Consider the following 16,654-nt stretch of genomic DNA (forward strand, 5'->3'; position numbering starts at 1 on the left):
GGTTATTTGGTAAATTTTTTGAGCAGCTCGTCTTTATCGACTATATCCTGTAAATGTTTCATGAGTGGCTTGTTAGAGTTTAATTTAATTTCGACATTTTCATAATCAGCTTCAGCAATGCAAAATCTAAAAGTTTTGTCGCGGCAGTGCTCTTGCATAAGTTCAACAATACGACGATTAAGATTTTGCTTTTCTGTTGTGGTTAATTGAGCGTAAGTGCTTGCCCAATTATTCTTTATGATCCCGCGCTCGGCGCGATCTATAATGCGTTTAAAATTGACGTAACATTGTCCCGTTTCTTTGTCGGGACAATTAATAATTTCTTTTTTAATGCGTTGTTCTAGCTCGTCATAACTGGCGCAGAGGGGCAGAGTTATGAGTAATAAACAAAAAATATTTTTTTTCATACCATCTCCAAAATAAAAAAAATCATGTACATTATAAAAAGATATTCTTTTAAAAGATACTCTTTTACCCGGAAAAATTATGCATAAAAAAAATCGTGTCGGCAAATTAGAGGTTGTGTGTGGTTCCATGTTTTCTGGGAAATCAGAAGAACTGATCCGTAGGGTGCGTCGGGCGGAATTTGCCCACTTATCCACTCAAGTATTTAAACATTGTCTGGATAATAGAAAAACTGTAGATCATATTAATGCGCATAGCGGCGATAAACTTGCGGCAATTGCAATCGACAGTGTTGTAACGTTACAATCATACGTTTTGGATGCAACAGAAGTTATCGGCATTGATGAAGTGCAATTTTTTTCTAACGATATTATACCCGTTATCCAGCAGTTTGTTGCACAAGGCAAGCGTGTTATTGTTGCAGGCCTCGATTTAGATTTTAGAGGCACACCATTTGGTTGCATGCCTGCGTTGCTTGCTCTTGCAGACTCTGCCACCAAATTGCAAGCTGTATGCATGACATGTGGAAATGACGCCCATTTTACACAACGGCTTGTTAACGGAAGCCCTGCGCGATCAAGTGATCCGGTAATTGTTATTGGTGCAGAAGAGTGCTACCAGGCCCGCTGCCGCGAATGTTATCAAATCGACGTAGTATAAAAATATAAAAAAGTGAGTTCATATATGAATAATGCCATTTTGCCCTATAAAGCTAAACTCATTAAGGCAATCGAGTATCATATGCCGGAGGCGAAAATTTATCTTTTCGGGTCTCAGGCAACCAACACCGCAAAAATATCATCTGACATTGATATTGCCATTGATGATACAGAAAAAATACCAATGTCGGTGCATTCACATCTGTTAAATACTATCGATAATCTTAACGTTCCGTATACCGTCGATATTGTCGATATTAATGCCATTCCGGAAGATTTTAAAACAAGAATTATGAAAGAAAAGGTAGTATGGAAAAGTTAACATATAAAATACAAGCTCTTAAAAAAGCGCCTATAACTCTATTGAGTAAGTATTTTTATGAGTAAACAAAAAGTTTCCTTTGTCTGCACGCAGTGCGATCATATTGTCCCCAAGTGGCTGGGATGTTGTCCTGAATGTAAAGAATGGAACACTATAGAAGAGCAAAAACAGCAGGTGTATGCGCCAGCGCAGCATAGCCGCGTTTTAGCGATGACGGCTCTTTCTGCAGTTATAACAAAACCGGCAGTTAAAATGCTTTCTGGTATTCAAGAATGGGATAGAGTTACTGGCGGTGGCATTATGCCGGGGGCTTTTATTATGCTGACGGGAGACCCTGGTATCGGTAAATCGACGCTCTTGTTACAGATTGCGCATAACTTGGCAAAGCATCACACAGTGCTTTATTTTTCATCAGAAGAATCGCTGGAGCAAGTAAAATTGCGCGCGCAGCGGCTCAATTGTTTGAGTACCGAACTCCTTTTTGCAGATCAGGCAAATCTTGATGAAATTATTTTGACTAGTCAAGAGCATAAGCCGGCTATGGTCGTTATAGATTCTTTGCAAAATTGCTTTATATCAAATACCCATCTATTGCCAGGAAGTATTGGCCAATTAAAAGAAGCTGCATTCAAATTAATGAGACTCGCAAAAGATAATACGATAGCAGTTTTATTAAGTGGTCATATCACCAAAGATGGTGCCATGGCGGGGCCAAAAACGCTTGAGCATATGGTTGATGCCGTTTTTTATTTGCAAGGTGAAGATCGTTGGCAGACGCGTATATTGCGTTCTGTTAAAAATCGTTTTGGTACCATTAATGAGCTTGGTTTTTTTGAAATGCAAGAGACGGGGCTGCAAGAAGTACCACATATTAATGAGCACTTATTGCAAGAAGTTTCTTATAATCCTGGATCAGTTTTAATTAGTTATATTGAGGGAACGCGTCCGCTCATTTTGGAGTTGCAGGCGCTTACTATTACGACCAAATTTGGTATGCCGCAACGTGTTGTATCAGGTATTGATCACACTCAGGTGGTGCTTATCGCAGCAATTTTGGAAAAATATTTGCAAGTAAAGTTAAGTACGCAAGATATTTTTTTTAAAGTAAGTGGTGGGTTTAAAATAAAGGGCAGCTCCGCTGATCTTGGTATCGCTCTTGCTCTGTTATCAAGTTTTTTTCAAAAGCCTATTCCAGAGAAATGCATTATTTTGGGAGAGATTAGTTTGACGGGGCAAATAAAGCCAATAAATTATATAAACTTGCATGTTAAAGAAGCTGAAAAATTTAGTATTAATCACTTGATCATTGCAAAAAATCAAAAACTGGACTATACTTCTTGCGCGGTTATGCGATTCAGTCACGTTTATGAATTGTTAACCATATTTGAGTCTTAACAAAAAACCCATAAGGATTATTATGAAAAAACAATTACTTTCTTTCGTGTTATTAGCTTCTACATGTGCATTATCTGCATATCCTGAGTTGGTAAAAGATATTACACCAGCTGAATTGCAAGTGTGCTTTGTAAAACGTGTTCACAATGGCGAAGACAGACAAGAAGTTAAAAACTCTTTCATTAAAAGAATTCAAGAATTGCTTGATGCAGGCGAAATTACTCCTGACAGAGCCGTTGAATTGGTAGCAAGCTTAGAAAATTGCTAAAACAATTAAGGGGCGGGTGAAAACCCGCCCCTGTGTTATTAAAAAAAGAGATAGAGAGAGATAATGAAGACAGCTTATTTTTATAATAGTGTATTGTTGTATGTCGCTTGTCTTAGTTTTCATACAGCTGTTATGTGTATGATACCAACAAAAATTTTTGATATTAAAGAAGGTGAGTTTTTAAAGTTATTAGTCGCCAAAAAATTTGCAACGTTAGAATTTGCCTGTACTCGAATTCCGCTCGATACACACGATGTTCTTAAGAATGCAGCTCTTGAAAAAATATTTAAAGATGTAAAACAATCACCAGAATGTATGAATTTTATACAATCTCAAACGTCCCTATCATTATCTAATACCATTTTTTGGAAGATAGCTGCTGGTCATCTTGGTACAACGTCGCATGATGAAATTAAAGCTGCATTGCAAGAGATACATGTGGTAGTAAAATATGGCTGGAAAGCTTACGTCATCAATCAATTGAGTCTCAAATCTAGGCTTTAAAAGCTGACGCTGAGAGACGCTGTAATAGTATCTGCAAGCACAGCTCGTTTACCATTGAAACCATGCTTATAAAAGAGTTGTAGGTATGGTTTTAATGTTCTTTCTTCGCCTTTATAAAAATCATATGAAAGATTGAAAACCATATGATGCGTGGTAAATTCATCCAAATTTTCAGCAGAGTTTACGATTATGGGATCAAAATGATCAGAGCATACAAATAATTTGCTTTCATGCTGCTTAGTATATTGGTAGGCAATTTTTGCAGATAAGCCACGCCAGAAATGTGCTGCTTCAATAAATATGGTATAGTGCTGGTTAAAGCCAAATTCACGATAGGTGGTTGCTGTAGTTAACAACAATAGGTCTGTCTGAGCCTGATCAATTTTAATACGTCGTCGAGCAGTTGATCCAAATAATTGAAGAAATTGGCCGTCTATGCCACCCCGAATATGATGATTAAACCATAATTCAATGGTTCCCGCGCCAATAATGCCTAGGCCGGATCCATAACCAAATGGAATCGCAAATAGTTTATTTACATCACTTTTTTTACCGGTTGGATAGGTTAATCCGCCTCGTAAAGCTAAGCGTACATTTTTTAAATACTGTTTTGCTTGAGGATTATCTCCAAACCAATATACAAGTGTTGCAAGGTCGCCAATGCCTTGGCGGTGCCATCCGCCTAAATCGACGTTGCCCAAGACCTCTAGGGCGTTAACGTAGTCGTTGGCGGTCATGCCGGCTGGTGCAGGTGTGACATCTTTCCATACAACATTTTTAAGACGAGCGTCAAAAATAGGAAGATGTGCTGCAATTCTGAGGTTAAGGCAAGAAAAATTGTACCATGCAGACAGCATAAAATTATTAACTTCAAGTTTTCCATACGGAATAATATGGCCAATGGTTCCATTATCGTCAACAGCAAAGAGCGGTGCAAATTGACCCAAATTATCGCTCAGATCACCTTTAACGGCTGCTAGTGCATCTTGATCATCTTGCCATAACTGTAGAACGTCTTTTCGCTTACGCCATGTATCACATAATTCATCATCATCTGCCTGATAAGCGCGCGCATGAACAAGTAGTTCATCGGCAATATTTATTTGAAAATTGGTATAAGGCCATACTCGTGGAATGAGTAAAAAATCGTAAGGTGCAAAAAGATTGAGCGGCGGCATGCCGCCGTTTATATGCCCGAATAGGCACATACCAATAAAAAGTAATTTTTTATCAACACATTTCATAAAGTTCATGTAATTCCTTTTTATTCATAGGTATATACGCCAAAATCACCATATATTACCATATTTCCGGTAACATGACTGCGTAATAAATTGCCGATACAATGTGCATGAGGAAATTGCAGCATCTTTATAGAGGAGCGCGTTGCAAATGGCCTGCCTGATTGCCACCCCGATTGTAATACTTCGCAAAATGGACTTTGTTTTGTCGGTGCATGTGCATTATTATATAAAAAAATGTTTCCGCCATTGGTGTATAATCCAGTTCTATAATCGCCGACATTTATAAAAAAGCTTTTTTTATTTTTAATAAAACAATCAGGAAGTTGTTGCACGGTTGTGTCAGTTATTTCATCAGCTATGTCTACTGATAATCGATAAATTCTTGCTTGGTTGTGACCTCTATGAGCGTTCAAGACATAGATATTATCATGATGATGAGAAGAACTTATAGCAAATAGTTTTGTTATGGGTCCTACGTGTTCTTCCAGGGGAATCTTGTGCCAGTCAGATAGCGTGTCTAATTGTGCGATATCACTGCCATTATTATTTCTAAAAAGCCCTTCTGTTGTGGCAAGTAAGCATAATTTATTTGCTATTAAACAGTCGTTAAAGAGCCCATATTTTTGTTGTGTAATGGAGCCTGCGGTTGCTGTTTCTGTTATGGTTAAAGATTGGTTTTTAAGAGCTTCAGGTGACAGTGTAACGCGATCAAGGCGATTGGCATTCATAATATAGAGCGTGTTGTTATCGGCTAATAATTTTTTAACATGAGAAAATTGCCCAATTTTTTTGCATGAATAATGCTCTTGCATTGTAGTAAAATCTTGGTAAGAAATTTCATGCGCGATGCCAGAACCATTCTCTTGCATAAGCACAGCGCATCCATGTGCGCCACCAACGATAATCCATTGCTGATCCCCATCATCGACACTGATTATTGATGATAGTGGTGCAATTTCTGCGAGTATTTTGTGGTCATATACTATTGTTTTGGTGTGGTCGAGTTGGTCAATAAATATAAGCTTGTCTGTTGTTGTGGCGCTGTAGCAATTAAGATAATTGCACTGAATAAGCGAAGTAACTTTTTCATTGAGTATAATTTTTTTATCAGCATCATTAAATAATGGTTTTTTATTGATAATAGCCCAATCAGTCCAGCTCTTTATGCGCCCATAATGGTCAAATAATGCCTGCGAATAATAATGTTTATCATCTTGCATAACGGCGTGTATGGTGTCGCCGTGCAAAGCAATATATTGTATATCGCTATTCAAATGTACTGTGCCGCCGACGCGTGCCGGTGCATCATCTTCTTGAAATAAATCTCCAGGATATTCTGCTGGCGTATCAAAATATCGGCCAATAAAGCGATATGGTTGTTGATTGACAAAGCTTTCATAAGGAATCGAATTTTTTTTGGCAAGCATGCCAGAGTGCTCATGACCAGGCATATTAACTAAAGGCAGCGCAAATACTTTTCGTTTTGTGTTTTCGGGTAAACCAGAGCCGCCGAGCACCAGTAGATAGCTCAGTCCGGTACTTGTTTCCATGCTGTTAATGTCATGTATAGATACGGGCAGATGCGCTCCACGTGCGCCAATAATGCAATTGTCAGTAATTGCGTTGGCCGATACCAACGGTTGTGCTACAAGCTCAAACGTTTTTTTTTCATTGTTGTGTTGTAGGCGAATGTGTTGAATGGCGATCGCGATACTGTCGTTATTATTATCTGTAGAAACGTAAAATGGGTTATAGAGGCTTTTGAGCTTTTGTTGAACATATGTATTTCCAGCAACTTGAAGTGAAGAAGATTTTATGCCAGAAGTAATGCCTATCCATGGCTGTAAAGATATCTTGAGTGTGTTTTGTTGAACTTCTTCTGAGTCTTTTTGCTTTTCGCCAGAAGGGACGCTTTCAATTTTTACCGTGCCAATCATACACTGGTAATTAATATTATTTTCGACCTTTTTTTCTAACATGCACAAAAAGAACGTTAGATTTTCTGAGTCGTCATGGGGCTTGAAATTTTCTCCTTGTAGCGTGACAATAGAAGTCTCGCCATCTTTATCAGCGCATGAATGCGAAACGCATCTGTCTTCATGTGCATAATACAATGTGTCCGGCTCATCAATTTTTACGAAAAATAGTGCATTGCTATTCTCTATTTTACTCGCATATTTGATGTTTGAGGGTGTTAATAAAGGGTTGGGAATTTTTTCTGCGCTATTGTTAAGCGTGATCATTTTATTGCGCATGCTGTGTGCTTCTTGCGAAAAAAACGCAATAAAAAGAAATATCACATAAAAATAGCTCTTAATAATATTCATCATGCGCGCCTTTTTTTGGTAAAAGATATTTATAATCATCTAATAATAGCGAGTAACGCATTTTTTGGCTACTTGTTATTTGCAGAATAAAAATTTTCTGTTATAATTTTATTAAAATCAAAATCTTTAAATACGCTATTATTATTATATTATTATGTATACAAAAATATATTCTGCTACCACAATAGGCGTTGACGCCTATCCTGTCGATGTTGAGGTCGATCTTTCTTTTGGAATGCTTCAATTTAATATCGTTGGTCTTCCTGATGCGGCGATTAAAGAAAGCCGCCAAAGAATTCATACAGCGCTTAAAAATTGTGGAGTAAAACTTCCTGAACGTAAAATTACGGTTAATTTGGCGCCAGCTGATTTGAAAAAAGAGGGCACTATTTTTGATTTACCTATAGCGCTTGGAATTTTGCATGCAGCGCAGGTTCTTGATATACCGCAAGATTTTTTACAAACGACATTGTTTTTGGGAGAGTTGTCGCTTGATGGAACAATAAAACCTATAAAGGGCGCTTTGCCTATAGCCTATGATGCGCACAAAATTAATAAAACTCGATTGATTGTTCCGTTAGAAAATGCACAAGAGGCGGCGCTTATTAAAGAGATAGAAGTGATTGGCGTTGGTCATTTATTAGACTTGATTGCTTATATAAAAAAAGAACAACATATCAGCCCAACTCAAGCACCTGTCATTCAAAAAAATAAGCACCATTATCATGTTGATTTTGACGAGGTTAAGGGGCAAGTCCAGTGCAAGCGCGCATTGCAAATTGCAGCAGCAGGGCGACACAATATTCTGTTTATTGGCTCGCCTGGGTCCGGTAAAACTATGTTAGCAAAACGACTTTCTACTATTATGCCGCCGATGACGTTTGATGAAATTTTGGAGACCAGTAAAATTTATTCGGTGAGTGGTAAATTGGGTAATCAGGCTTTGGTAACAGAGCGACCGTTGCGCAATCCACATCATACAACGAGTCAGGCAGGGCTTGTTGGGGGCGGCTCTATGCCGCAGCCCGGAGAAATTAGTCTTGCACATAACGGCATTCTTTTTTTAGATGAATTAACGGAGTTTAAAAGAAGTACGCTGGAAGTATTGCGTCAGCCGTTAGAAAATAAAACGGTTGCGATAGCGCGTGCGCAGCACTCATTAACGTTTCCTGCTTCATTTTTATTGATAGCGGCGCTTAATCCATGTCCGTGTGGTTATTTGGGTGATAAGAAAAAAAATTGCACCTGTACCCCGCAAAATATTGCACGATATTTAGATAAATTGTCGGGACCGCTTCTTGATAGAATAGATTTGCAAATTGCAGTACAGCCTATAGAATATGAAACCATAGCAAATAAAGATCAGAATATTTCTTCGCAACAATTGTTTGAAAAAGTGGAAAAAGCAATTAAGCGCCAAGAGGCTCGTTTTAAAAATAATTATACATGGAATGCTTCTATGCCGTCGGGTCAAGTGGAAATCTATTGCGTATTAACGGAACGTGCTGAGGTGTTGGTAAAAAAAGCATTTGAACGCTTACGTTTAAGCATGCGCGGTTATCATAAATTGCTCAAAGTTGCTCGCACTATAGCAGACTTAGAAGATTGCGATATTATTGATCATACTCATATTCAAGAAGCTATTATGTATCGCTCGCTTGATCAAACATTCGAACGCAACAATGGCTAGCATCGGCCTTGATCTTGTGGAAATTGAACGTTTTTCTCTCTGGCATCTCAAAACAAATACTCAGCTTTTACGTATTTTTTCTCAGCAAGAAATTAATTATTGTTTATTGGTACCGTGCAAAAGCGCAGAACGCTTTGCCGCACGTTTTGCGGTAAAAGAGGCTTTTTATAAAGCGGTAACCCCGCTTATTATTCATAAAAAACCATTTTTAGTATTTTGTAAAAATACTGAATTTGTACAGTGCTTGCAGGTCAACTGGCAGGCGCTGGAACTACCTGAGTATTCTACTACAGCGAGTATCACTCATTCTCGCACCACCGCCGCAGCAGTTGTTATCATAGAAATTTAGCAATTACGCTGCAGGACCGTCATTTTGTGATTTTTCTTCAGCCTGTTTAAGCTTAATCCATCGTGAAAGCCAATCGATTCTTTTGCCCATCGGTGGATGTTCGTCGTTAGGATGAATATCACCTATGTCATAATCTGATTCCAGGGATTTTTTTGTGTATTCAAAATTATCGCTTTTTGGAGAAACTAGGCCGATAAACCAATCTGCTCGATATTCTTGTACAAAATAAAATTTTTGTATACCATTTTTTGCTTGTATTAAATCGTGTATATTTTTACCGAAAAATATATTTGATAAAAGTATATCATGCATATGATCCCCAAAGAAATAGTGACCTAGTTCATGATTAAAGGCACCTTTTTGTTCTTCCAAGGGACTATTTTTATCAACAATGATCTTATGTTTATATTGATTATTTTTATTTACAGAAAAAGTACGATCAGTATGTTTTTTGTAATAATCTTCAGTGAATGTATACTCTGGATATTTAGCCTTAATATCCAAAGATTCAGAGTTTTGTGTAGCTACGTTGGATTGTAAGGTAGGGAATCGCTCCATTCTTACTTCTTTAGACAGTTTTACCGTATTAAGCATATGTCGTCTGACTTCTTCTTGAACCGCATTACCTGTTTTAACCCTAACGTTTGATGCAGATGGTCTGCAACTATAAGCTAATCCAAAACTTTTCATATCCCCAATAACCTCATCAGAGAAATTATATTCTGAAGCGATTTGCTTATAAGCTTTTTCAGATTTTTTAAATAAAATATATGAACCACAGGCGGCCGTATTTACGCTATTTTTTTGCATTTTTTCAAAAAATTCTCTATAAGTTTCTGCTGACGCATTTGGATCAAGCTTTTTTATTTCTTCGCATATCGAATAATCTGGTGCTTCTTGCGCAAAGGCCTGAATGCCGCACAATAAAAGCGTGTTTAATATTAGATATTTTTTCATAATTTACTCCATTTTTATATATTTATATATAGAGTAATTTTATCATATATATACTATTTGTCAATAAATATATAAGTCGGGATTGAGCTAGATCGGGGGCAAAGCGTAACTTAACGCTATTTTTCTGATTATTCTCTGTTAATCATGCGATAATCAATTGACAATGATGAAAAAGGGCGTACAATATGAAGTATCTCTTTGATTTATTGAAATGTATCGCGGGGTAGAGCAGTCTGGTAGCTCGTTGGGCTCATAACCCAAAGGTCGCTGGTTCAAATCCAGCCCCCGCAACCAAAAAACAAATTCCCTCAAAAAAAACACTCTTTTAAATTATCAGGTCTCCCAGGTCAATTTTGACCCCCAGGCACCCCAAAATACCCCATTTTCTCTTGCTTGAAAAATTGACAATTAGTCAAATTGTAGTACAATTAGTTATATGAAGAACACTATAAAACAAATATCAAAACTTATTTTCGGTTTATTTTTTGCCACCTCTGGGGTCATTAATGGCATAGGTCTAGCGGACGCCCTCACAACAGAAAATATTGAATTAAAAGACATTATTCATAATAAGCCCTTCGTTGCTTATAATGGATTTCGATTTAAAAACTCAATTGTTATTAAGCATAAAGAAGAAAATCGCATGATTGCCGCCTCGGTTGCAGAATTTTGGCAATATATGCTATTTGAGTTCGATGCTTCAAGCCCTGCTTAATGATCGATATTTACCTCAATATATAAAAAGTTCGCTGTATAAGGCTCAAGATAAGGGACTTGCGTCACATTATTTAACTATGTTTGATAAGATAATGAGTAATAAAAAAAATGCGATCGATGTGCATAGAGAGTTTTGTCATGCATTTATTGCAAAATATAACAATGGTAAAAAAAGACAAGATCAGATATCAATTCACACGCAGGGTGACCCAGCAGAGGCTATCGGTATTATGTTTGAAGATTTTGAGAAATGTAGTCCTAGAATGGTAGCACCATTTCATTTCTTGCTCGGGCAAACCACTCGATGCAAAGGAGGGGGATGTGGCAAGATTACTAAGCGTAAATTAACTCAACATAATATTCTGCATGTGGCAGTTAATGCTGACCATGATAATTTGCTGGATTGCTTAGAGAGCAATTTTAAAATTGAAAATTTAGAATCGAATGATAAAGCTGATTGTGATCACTGCAAGCAAAAAACAGAGCAAAGCACTCAGTTAAGTATTAATGCAATGCCGCATTCTTTTGTTATTGCATTGAAACCATATGCGTATGATAAAAATAATGGCAATCCAGAAAAAATTAAAAATACGGTAAAAATACCACCGTTTTTAGATCTTGGCGCCTATGTAGATACTATGTCTAATCAGCAAGAAAAAAAATCATATGAGCTGAGGAGTGTGATCTTGCATAACGGTACAGATACAAATCGTGGTCATTGCGTAACGCTGGTTAAGAAACAGGAACGGTGGTATTTTTGTGATGATGACAAAATAGTGACGCCGATGCATTCGTTGCAAATCGGCGACGAAAAAACCAATACGCCGTACGTATTGGTTTATGAAAAAAAATAAATTATTAAAAAGTGAATAATCTTATTCAGCCGTTTTGTTCTTTTTAACCCACTCATCAAGTAAGCCGTTAATAAACTTATATGCGTCATCTTCAGCGAAGCACTTAGAAAGTTCTATCGCTTCGTTAATGATAATAGCAGAATCTATATCCGTATTTCTCAATTCCCAAATTGCCTGCCGAATAATGAGTCGCGTACAAACGCCCAAACGATCAAAGCGCCAGTTATCAAGAAGTGGCTTTATTTGATCATCAAGCGCAAGGCGATTATCAACAATTGAGCGAACCTGTTCTATGACCGAGCCATCTCTTGCCACAGAAAGATTAAATTCGCGACAAAAATTATCGACAATTGATTCGAGACTTGCTTGATAGTCAAAAGAATCCATTGCGTATAATAAATGAAAAATAAAAATTCTTTCATCGCGCTTTGACAAATTTTCTATAATAATTTCTTTGCTTGCATCCAACTCTCCAGAAGCTTCAAATAAACTGTCTTCTGGCCTATCCATGAATATCTTCCTTATTTTTTTGTTACTCGCTCTATATAACGAGCGTCACGGGTGTCAACTTTGATGATATCATTTTCGTTAACAAATAAAGGAACTTGTAGAACTAAACCTGTTTCTAAAGTTGCCGGCTTTGTGCCACCACCTTGAGCTGTGTCTCCACGAACGCCAGGAAGTGTTTCTTTAACTTTGAGTTCCATATGAACTGGACAGGTAACTGCTATAGGTCGGTCTCTGAAATAAAGAATGTCGTAAACCACTTGTTCTTTAAGATAATCGAGGACGTCCTGCAATTGATCTTTGCTGAGAGCAACTTGTTCATAGCTGTCTTGGTCCATAAACTGATATAGCCCATCCTCATCATACAAATAGATCATGGTGTGGCGTTCTAAATCAGGAGATGGAAACTTTTCTTCAGATCTAAACGTTTCCTCATGTACCAATCCTGATATTAGATTTTTCATTTTTGTTCTCATGAACGCACCGCCTTTACCAGGCTTGACGTGCACATATTCTAAAACAGAATAGGGCTCTTCTTTATAAAGAATTTTAGTCCCTCTTTTAAATTCAGATGCAGAAACCATATTTTTATCCTCAGAAACGCTTAAAATTCATAGTAATACGCATTATATTAAGTATAAAAAGACTCGGTGAAAAAGCAATAAAAACCTGTATATTACTTTTTAATAACAACATCAACAACCAGTGCGCTATGATCACTTACTGGGCGTTCATCTGTTCTGCTTACTCTCATGCTGTGTAAAACATCAAAATAATTCTTATTATTAATAAAAATATAGTCGATAATGCCTGGTCTCGGCTTGCCCCATCCGAATGACCCGCTTACCCCAAATGCGGCGTTGTTAAGATCGGCGAGATGGTCGGTATCAAATATTCTATTTTTTATGATAGTACTATATTTTGAAGCGACACGATCTTCATTAAAATCACCCGTCAGTATAAGTGGATCAGCTCCTCTTGTTTTTGCATCAATAAAATTCAAAATGAGCTGTAATCCTTGTGTTCGTGCTTCTTGGGAGCTATTGTCAAGGTGTGTGTTGAAAACAAAGAGAGGTTGTGGCTGATTTTTAAGAGTAAATTTTCCCCATGTGCAAATTCTATTGAGGGTGGCTCCCCATCCCGGTTTTCCTTTTTTTTGATCTTTATTTAACCAAAAGGTCCCTGAATTGGCGACTTTACATATATTTTTTTTATATAATATGGGTGCATGCTCACCTGGTTCAGAAAAAATAAGCCATTTTTTATCTTTTCTGCCTTCGCCGATCCAATCATATTTTTGATTGAAGGCTTGTATAATGTCTTTAATTTGATTGTTTTTTGCTTCTTGTAGGCTGATAATATCAGGATCAAAATCTCTTATGAGTTCGATCAAGACGTTTTTTCTTTTATTCCATGTATATTCAAGTTTTGGTTCTGCACCATCGCGCCTAATATTAAATGACATGATGCGCAATGCCTGAGGGTCTTTTGCAAGCGATTTTATTCCAATGTATTTTGGAGAGCAGTTCACGATCATTGCAGTGCATGGTATAAAAATTGTAAAAAAAAATTTTATCATATTCATATTATGTATCCTGCATAATGCTTTTATTTTTATTATAAAAAAAAATTAATAATTAATGCAATATTTGAGCAAAACTATAAATTCTTGGATCTTTAAGATAAACTAAAAAAAATTTTTACAAGGTGGGCATATGTCATATTTAATAAAAAATGATCCAGAAATAGCAGCTATCGTTTCTCATGAATTATTGCGTGAAGAGCACGAGTTAAATTTAATAGCTTCAGAAAATTATACGAGTAAGGCAATATTAGAAGCTACTGGTTCAATTCTTACTAATAAATATGCCGAGGGTTATTCTGGCAAGCGTTATTATGGTGGATGCCAGGTAGTTGATCAGGCGGAATTGCTTGCCATAGAACGATGCAAAACGCTTTTTAATGCTCAACATGTTAATGTGCAGCCGCATGCTGGATCTCAGGCAAATATGGCTGCTTATACTGCCCTTGTAAAACCGGGAGAGCTTATTATGGGAATGAGTCTGGCGACTGGCGGTCATTTAACTCATGGACATGCGGTTAATTTTTCTGGGTCTGTTTATCGCGCTATTCAATATGGTGTTGATTTAGAAACAGGTCTTTTGAATTATCAAGCTATCTATGAACTGGCCGATCAACACAAGCCAAAATTAATTATAGCCGGAGCGTCTGCTTATTCTAGGATTATTGATTTTGAAAAATTTGCCCAGATTGCTCAACAAGTTGGCGCATTATTATTAGTTGATATGGCACATATTTCTGGCCTCGTAGCGGCTGGCGTTCATCCATCTCCGGTGCCGTATGCTGATTGCGTGACAAGTACTACTCATAAGACGTTGCGTGGTCCACGTGGTGGATTTATTCTTTGTAAAAATAATTTTAAAGAAGCTATCGATAAAGCAATTATGCCTGGTACGCAGGGTGGGCCTCTTATGCACGTTATTGCAGCAAAGGCGGTATGTTTTAAAGAAGCTTTAACTCCGGCATTTATTACGTATCAACAACAGGTGATAAAAAACTGTGCATTATTGGCGCGTGAATTTATCAATCGTGGTTATGTCATAGTGACTGGTGGAACAGATAATCATCTTTTTATTATAGATTTGCGCAATAAAAATATTACTGGACGTGCTGCAGAAGTTGCTTTAGAAAAAGCTGGAATCAGTGTGAGTCGTAGTTGTATTCCGGGAGACCCTGAAAAGCCATGGATAACGAGTGGGATCAGAATCGGTTCTGCTGCTATTACAACTCGTGGCATGCGTGAACAAGAATGTATTGCCATGGTTGATCTTATTGATGACGTTATTAAGCACCACACTGATGAAATATATTTAGCAAAAATTAAACAAAGCGTACTTCGTTTGTGTGATGCATTCCCTATTTATGCAGAGTAAGATACGGTAAGTATTTCTGCTAATAGTGCAAGATCCTGAGCACATTGTTCTAATGGCTGCACATCAAATGGAATGTTCGGTTGCATACTTGCCAAAACATCCTGAACGGCTCGATCTATATATTCTTTATACATAGAATATTGATCTTTTTTGCTGTGCAATTTTTTATGTAATTCATCAACTATTTTTTCTTTGGTGGTAATAGGTTCTTGTTCATAAGCTTGTAGATAACCTTCAATAAAATTCTTGGTAATTGTATAAAACCATAAATTTTTTTCGTCTTTCTTCTTAATGTTCATAAATGTATAAAATATATTGGCGATATCTTCGCTTATATCTCTATGTTTCTTTGCTGACAGTATAAGATTTACGTTGTCAATAAGACTTATTTTATCGCTCGCTTCATCGAAAAATATATTTTTATTGTGAAAGTCTCCATGCGTGATAGTAGGTCCCAATATTTTACCTGGCTCATGTTGCATAAATTTTTTATAAAAGTGCGCCATTTGCGAGCCCAACGTTTTATACGCATGAGCCGCTTTTGCAGTGTTGTTTGCAAAATTAATTTGATAATCATACAAACGAATTCCCGGAGCTTTTGGCATAAGCTCGAGTATATGCAGCATATTATCATACGTGTAAGAAAAATAAGCTTCAGGTAAAACAATAGATGGGAAATTTTTATTGCTATCTTTTTTGTCATGCGAATACACAAATTCTTGTATGCCCGGCATAAGCGATGCTTGTAATAATGCGTATGGTTCGGCGATTATATCGCCTTCAATAGGGCCAACTTCTTTAAGAATATATTGCCTGCCGGATGGTACGCTGCAAGAAGATGTTATAGAAAACAGTTGATTGGTAAATTTGCCCGCTTCGGCGTCTTGAATATTGTTAGTGTTGAGACATGCAACTTGTTTAAAGTCTGGATTAGGTAATTTGCCTGTTGCATGTGCTGTCTCTAAAAAAATTTTGAGGCCTTCTGGCGTAAAATAGCCTCCCAAAAATTTATCAACCATCGTATCGGTTGCTTCTATTTCTTTTATCATTACTGATTTTTCGTAAAGATCCATAATTAATTTTTTAAGAACATCTTCTGTTTTATTGGCTCCGCCATGCTTTTCAGAAAGTGTATCAATAATAGTTTCATTGCACAGGCCATTGGTTATGCAGTTGTTGATAATTTCTGAAGCGGTAATTGTTTTTTCTGCGAGTAGAGGCGCCTGTTTAACCAAGCAACATATGCATGCATTTTCTAGCTTGTTTGCCCATTCTGTAACAGCGCAGGTCGTCTGCGGGCTAATTTTTTGCACCACATGATCAATCATCACTAGAATTTCTTTATCCTGTGCGCAAAATAATTGTGATGAGCATGTTATGGATAATAAATAGATAATATTTTTGTTCATAATTTTCTCTCTATACATTTGATAATTATTATAAGCATTCAATAAAAATAATTGATAAGTAAATAAACTGTATATCTTGTCAATTTCTTGCAT

General features: G+C 37.0%; 18 protein-coding genes and 1 tRNA gene. 11 read left to right on the top strand and 8 right to left on the bottom strand.

Going from position 1 to position 16,654, the window contains the following annotated elements; genetic code table 11:
- Positions 1 to 2: 2 nt before the first annotated feature.
- Positions 3 to 407, bottom strand: a complete 405-nt coding sequence (locus tag WC707_06495; protein ID MFA6066802.1) for a hypothetical protein — start codon at positions 405 to 407, stop codon at positions 3 to 5.
- A gap of 79 nt (positions 408 to 486) precedes the next feature.
- On the opposite strand from WC707_06495, the gene WC707_06500 reads away from it, so the two are divergent.
- From WC707_06500 to WC707_06520, 5 genes are all read left to right on the top strand, one after another.
- Positions 487 to 1,065, top strand: coding sequence for a thymidine kinase (locus WC707_06500; protein MFA6066803.1), 579 nt, complete (start codon positions 487 to 489; stop codon positions 1,063 to 1,065).
- A 24-nt stretch (positions 1,066 to 1,089) separates the two neighbouring features.
- Positions 1,090 to 1,386 carry a nucleotidyltransferase domain-containing protein gene (locus tag WC707_06505; protein MFA6066804.1) on the top strand — a complete coding sequence of 99 codons (297 nt, stop codon included), beginning with the start codon at positions 1,090 to 1,092 and terminating at the stop codon, positions 1,384 to 1,386.
- A gap of 57 nt (positions 1,387 to 1,443) precedes the next feature.
- Positions 1,444 to 2,781 (top strand): DNA repair protein RadA, encoded by a 1,338-nt coding sequence (radA, locus tag WC707_06510; protein MFA6066805.1) that lies wholly within the window; start codon positions 1,444 to 1,446, stop codon positions 2,779 to 2,781.
- Between the two features lie 22 nt (positions 2,782 to 2,803).
- Complete coding sequence (locus WC707_06515; GenBank protein ID MFA6066806.1) at positions 2,804 to 3,049, top strand: hypothetical protein; 246 nt, start codon at positions 2,804 to 2,806, stop codon at positions 3,047 to 3,049.
- 63 nt (positions 3,050 to 3,112) lie between these two features.
- A complete protein-coding gene (locus tag WC707_06520; GenBank protein MFA6066807.1) occupies positions 3,113 to 3,553 on the top strand; it encodes a hypothetical protein in 441 nt (146 codons plus the stop codon).
- On the opposite strand, the gene WC707_06525 is transcribed toward WC707_06520, so the two are convergent.
- Both WC707_06525 and WC707_06530 read right to left on the bottom strand, forming a co-directional pair.
- Positions 3,550 to 4,806, bottom strand: a complete 1,257-nt coding sequence (locus WC707_06525) for a hypothetical protein (GenBank protein MFA6066808.1) — start codon at positions 4,804 to 4,806, stop codon at positions 3,550 to 3,552. The genes WC707_06520 and WC707_06525 overlap by 4 nt on opposite strands.
- 11 nt (positions 4,807 to 4,817) lie before the next feature.
- The gene (locus tag WC707_06530; protein ID MFA6066809.1) at positions 4,818 to 7,124 is read right to left on the bottom strand and encodes a hypothetical protein; all 2,307 of its coding nucleotides are present in this window, start codon (positions 7,122 to 7,124) and stop codon (positions 4,818 to 4,820) included.
- Positions 7,125 to 7,278: 154 nt separating this feature from the next.
- Here WC707_06530 and WC707_06535 point away from each other — a divergent pair, with 154 nt between their 5' ends.
- Positions 7,279 to 8,814 (top strand): YifB family Mg chelatase-like AAA ATPase, encoded by a 1,536-nt coding sequence (locus WC707_06535; protein MFA6066810.1) that lies wholly within the window; start codon positions 7,279 to 7,281, stop codon positions 8,812 to 8,814.
- A complete protein-coding gene (locus WC707_06540; protein MFA6066811.1) occupies positions 8,807 to 9,163 on the top strand; it encodes a 4'-phosphopantetheinyl transferase superfamily protein in 357 nt (118 codons plus the stop codon). The genes WC707_06535 and WC707_06540 overlap by 8 nt, the downstream gene beginning before the upstream one ends.
- 3 nt (positions 9,164 to 9,166) lie before the next feature.
- Here the strand turns inward: WC707_06540 and WC707_06545 are convergent, their stop codons facing one another.
- Positions 9,167 to 10,120, bottom strand: a complete 954-nt coding sequence (locus WC707_06545; GenBank protein MFA6066812.1) for a hypothetical protein — start codon at positions 10,118 to 10,120, stop codon at positions 9,167 to 9,169.
- 217 nt (positions 10,121 to 10,337) lie between these two features.
- On the opposite strand from WC707_06545, the gene WC707_06550 reads away from it, so the two are divergent.
- The 3 genes from WC707_06550 (at position 10,338) to WC707_06560 (ending at position 11,691) form a co-directional block, all read left to right on the top strand.
- A tRNA-Met gene (locus WC707_06550) sits at positions 10,338 to 10,414 on the top strand.
- A gap of 142 nt (positions 10,415 to 10,556) precedes the next feature.
- Positions 10,557 to 10,835: a hypothetical protein gene (locus tag WC707_06555; protein MFA6066813.1), complete on the top strand. Its 279-nt coding sequence runs from the start codon at positions 10,557 to 10,559 to the stop codon at positions 10,833 to 10,835.
- On the top strand, positions 10,816 to 11,691 hold the full coding sequence (locus WC707_06560; protein MFA6066814.1) for a ubiquitin carboxyl-terminal hydrolase family protein: 876 nt from the start codon (positions 10,816 to 10,818) through the stop codon (positions 11,689 to 11,691). Before WC707_06555 ends, WC707_06560 begins: the two co-directional genes overlap by 20 nt.
- A gap of 21 nt (positions 11,692 to 11,712) precedes the next feature.
- On the opposite strand, the gene nusB is transcribed toward WC707_06560, so the two are convergent.
- The 3 genes from nusB to WC707_06575 all read right to left on the bottom strand — a co-directional run bounded on the left by nusB (position 11,713) and on the right by WC707_06575 (position 13,783).
- Positions 11,713 to 12,201: a transcription antitermination factor NusB gene (gene nusB, locus WC707_06565; protein ID MFA6066815.1), complete on the bottom strand. Its 489-nt coding sequence runs from the start codon at positions 12,199 to 12,201 to the stop codon at positions 11,713 to 11,715.
- A gap of 11 nt (positions 12,202 to 12,212) precedes the next feature.
- Positions 12,213 to 12,782 (bottom strand): elongation factor P, encoded by a 570-nt coding sequence (gene efp / locus WC707_06570; protein MFA6066816.1) that lies wholly within the window; start codon positions 12,780 to 12,782, stop codon positions 12,213 to 12,215.
- Positions 12,783 to 12,874: 92 nt separating this feature from the next.
- Positions 12,875 to 13,783, bottom strand: coding sequence for an endonuclease/exonuclease/phosphatase family protein (locus WC707_06575; GenBank protein MFA6066817.1), 909 nt, complete (start codon positions 13,781 to 13,783; stop codon positions 12,875 to 12,877).
- Positions 13,784 to 13,913: 130 nt separating this feature from the next.
- Between WC707_06575 and glyA the strand changes: the two genes are divergently transcribed.
- The gene (gene glyA, locus WC707_06580; protein MFA6066818.1) at positions 13,914 to 15,152 is read left to right on the top strand and encodes a serine hydroxymethyltransferase; all 1,239 of its coding nucleotides are present in this window, start codon (positions 13,914 to 13,916) and stop codon (positions 15,150 to 15,152) included.
- On the opposite strand, the gene WC707_06585 is transcribed toward glyA, so the two are convergent.
- Positions 15,140 to 16,561 (bottom strand): hypothetical protein, encoded by a 1,422-nt coding sequence (locus tag WC707_06585; protein MFA6066819.1) that lies wholly within the window; start codon positions 16,559 to 16,561, stop codon positions 15,140 to 15,142. The two genes, glyA and WC707_06585, sit on opposite strands and share 13 nt — an antisense overlap.
- Positions 16,562 to 16,654: the final 93 nt, after the last annotated feature.

This window comes from Candidatus Babeliaceae bacterium (genome assembly GCA_041660765.1).
Lineage (GTDB): Bacteria > Babelota > Babeliae > Babelales > Babelaceae > JBAZVR01.

What these genes read in the sequence shown, in the direction of transcription:
- WC707_06530 (MFA6066809.1), bottom strand. Translation starts at nt 7,124, where the DNA reads ATGAATATTATTAAGAGCTATTTTTATGTGATATTTCTTTTTATTGCG.
- WC707_06540 (MFA6066811.1), top strand. Translation starts at nt 8,807, where the DNA reads ATGGCTAGCATCGGCCTTGATCTTGTGGAAATTGAACGTTTTTCTCTC.
- WC707_06500 (MFA6066803.1), top strand. Translation starts at nt 487, where the DNA reads ATGCATAAAAAAAATCGTGTCGGCAAATTAGAGGTTGTGTGTGGTTCC.
- WC707_06525 (MFA6066808.1), bottom strand. Translation starts at nt 4,806, where the DNA reads ATGAACTTTATGAAATGTGTTGATAAAAAATTACTTTTTATTGGTATG.
- WC707_06560 (MFA6066814.1), top strand. Translation starts at nt 10,816, where the DNA reads ATGCTTCAAGCCCTGCTTAATGATCGATATTTACCTCAATATATAAAA.
- WC707_06520 (MFA6066807.1), top strand. Translation starts at nt 3,113, where the DNA reads ATGAAGACAGCTTATTTTTATAATAGTGTATTGTTGTATGTCGCTTGT.
- WC707_06555 (MFA6066813.1), top strand. Translation starts at nt 10,557, where the DNA reads ATGAAGAACACTATAAAACAAATATCAAAACTTATTTTCGGTTTATTT.
- WC707_06545 (MFA6066812.1), bottom strand. Translation starts at nt 10,120, where the DNA reads ATGAAAAAATATCTAATATTAAACACGCTTTTATTGTGCGGCATTCAG.
- WC707_06535 (MFA6066810.1), top strand. Translation starts at nt 7,279, where the DNA reads ATGTATACAAAAATATATTCTGCTACCACAATAGGCGTTGACGCCTAT.
- WC707_06585 (MFA6066819.1), bottom strand. Translation starts at nt 16,561, where the DNA reads ATGAACAAAAATATTATCTATTTATTATCCATAACATGCTCATCACAA.
- efp (MFA6066816.1), bottom strand. Translation starts at nt 12,782, where the DNA reads ATGGTTTCTGCATCTGAATTTAAAAGAGGGACTAAAATTCTTTATAAA.
- nusB (MFA6066815.1), bottom strand. Translation starts at nt 12,201, where the DNA reads ATGGATAGGCCAGAAGACAGTTTATTTGAAGCTTCTGGAGAGTTGGAT.
- radA (MFA6066805.1), top strand. Translation starts at nt 1,444, where the DNA reads ATGAGTAAACAAAAAGTTTCCTTTGTCTGCACGCAGTGCGATCATATT.
- WC707_06495 (MFA6066802.1), bottom strand. Translation starts at nt 407, where the DNA reads ATGAAAAAAAATATTTTTTGTTTATTACTCATAACTCTGCCCCTCTGC.
- WC707_06515 (MFA6066806.1), top strand. Translation starts at nt 2,804, where the DNA reads ATGAAAAAACAATTACTTTCTTTCGTGTTATTAGCTTCTACATGTGCA.
- WC707_06575 (MFA6066817.1), bottom strand. Translation starts at nt 13,783, where the DNA reads ATGAATATGATAAAATTTTTTTTTACAATTTTTATACCATGCACTGCA.
- glyA (MFA6066818.1), top strand. Translation starts at nt 13,914, where the DNA reads ATGTCATATTTAATAAAAAATGATCCAGAAATAGCAGCTATCGTTTCT.
- WC707_06505 (MFA6066804.1), top strand. Translation starts at nt 1,090, where the DNA reads ATGAATAATGCCATTTTGCCCTATAAAGCTAAACTCATTAAGGCAATC.